At 41.2% G+C, this 1090-nt stretch carries 2 protein-coding genes; one reads left to right on the forward strand and one right to left on the reverse strand.

Features of this window, described 5'->3' with window-relative positions; translation table 11 throughout:
- Positions 1–115: 115 nt before the first annotated feature.
- Positions 116–475 (forward strand): hypothetical protein, encoded by a 360-nt coding sequence (locus tag QUB26_RS31900; RefSeq protein WP_333321324.1) that lies wholly within the window; start codon positions 116–118, stop codon positions 473–475.
- Positions 476–892: 417 nt separating this feature from the next.
- Here QUB26_RS31900 and QUB26_RS31905 read toward each other — a convergent pair whose 3' ends face one another.
- The gene (locus QUB26_RS31905; RefSeq protein ID WP_333321326.1) at positions 893–1021 is read right to left on the reverse strand and encodes a DUF4346 domain-containing protein; all 129 of its coding nucleotides are present in this window, start codon (positions 1019–1021) and stop codon (positions 893–895) included.
- Between the last annotated feature and the right edge of the window lie 69 nt (positions 1022–1090).

Below are 1090 nucleotides of genomic sequence, written 5' to 3' on the forward strand. Positions count from 1 at the left end.
GTGTCCTATTTTATGACACTTTGTGTACTCTGCTTATTTTTTTTTCTGTGCTACCGCTACTTATTGAGCGGATACAAAGTTTCCATGTTCATCTAATCAAGGAAAATTCGATCGAATGAAAGTATTTTTCACAGGGCCCGACAAACTAGAGATAATCCAACCTCAAGTTAGCTTGAGAATCTGTAAAGTAATTGACCTCAATGCCGAAATCTTAGTGGGAAACTTTAGCGACTTTGATGAAATTGCTTTAGGAATCTTGTTTGTTCTAGAATATCCTAATGTTACCGTTTACCAAAGTGGAAACAAGAATAATCTAGGGTATCCGATGGTCAATGTCGGTCAATACCCCGCTCCCGATATTCCCATGAGTGCAGAAGCCGATTTCATGCTTGCTGTTTGCGACGGAAAAAGTCCTAGAGTTACCGCAAATCTCCAACGAATGCCCAAAAACCGTATTCGTCTCATTCGACTTTAGTTTCTCAGGAACAGGAACTTTGAATTGTTTCTGTTCCTGAGAAAGTCACAAACTATAATCGCTCAAGCCTAAGCTACAATCGCATACTAATCATTAAAAAACAAAGCGACAGTTTTTAGATAAATAACGCAACCCTGTTCGGAACCGAGATGCGAATCAGAAACAAGCTTAGAAAATTAATGAAGGTTGATGCCAGCAGCTTTTAATTTGGCCTCAAATTCAATTGTCGGGGACTGGTTTGAGCTAGGAATCGTAGCTTGCGGGGCGTGAACGCGCCATCATTCCAATGGATTGAATGGACCACTTGTAGAATTCAAATTAGCATTAAAGGACGTAGGCTCCGTCACAGTCAGGTTTCCGTAAATTGGCAAAGTTTCTCCAGGTTTTGCATTAAAGGAAAAAGGTTTCATAATCTTTCTACAAATCTTGGGTATAGGTGGTGTGAGTTTTGAGACACTGAGCAGCTTTTTGCAATTCTACTCCGAGATATCCGATGTGTTCGGTTTGGATGGCAGGCGACGCAGCAGAGATTTCTCGGAGTGACATACTCCTACATTAAGCTGAGTACAGCTATAATGTAGGCTTCTGGGCGACTCCAGCTATTGCTTCGGACAT

The sequence above is a fragment of the Microcoleus sp. B4-C1 genome, assembly GCF_036705285.1.
In the GTDB taxonomy this organism is placed as follows: domain Bacteria; phylum Cyanobacteriota; class Cyanobacteriia; order Cyanobacteriales; family Microcoleaceae; genus Microcoleus.